Here is a 355-nt window from a genome sequence, read left to right on the forward strand (position 1 = left end):
CCCCCAGCAAGGATGCGCATCGTGCAACGCAACGACTTCGGCCTCAAGCTGCGCATCACTGCGTTTGGGTGAATTAAGAGGCCGGCGAGATCGGTCTGCCAGACCGTCTTTGCCCTGCTGTTTGAACAGAGCCAGCCATTTGTAAGCCGTCTTTCGGCTGACGCCAAAAGCGCGGCAAAGCATGCTTATGTTGGCCCCTGGCGCGCTTGCCAGGGACACAAACTCCAGGCGTGAAGTCATCTGGGAACACTCCTTCCACGGCATCGCACACTCCAGCTAATGATCGTGTGCTGATGATAAGAAAAGTGTTACCTATGTCCCTAGACAACTGTTACCTATGTCCCTGTGCCATACA

1 protein-coding gene is annotated in these 355 nt (G+C 54.9%); it reads right to left on the reverse strand.

From position 1 onward, the window contains the following. Positions 1-240, reverse strand: a 240-nt coding sequence (locus QPK27_RS25270; RefSeq protein ID WP_290420894.1) for a helix-turn-helix domain-containing protein, incomplete at its 3' end; no start/stop codon positions are given. Positions 241-355 lie beyond the last annotated feature (115 nt).

Source organism: Massilia sp. YIM B02443 (assembly GCF_030411955.1).
GTDB lineage: Bacteria > Pseudomonadota > Gammaproteobacteria > Burkholderiales > Burkholderiaceae_D > Telluria.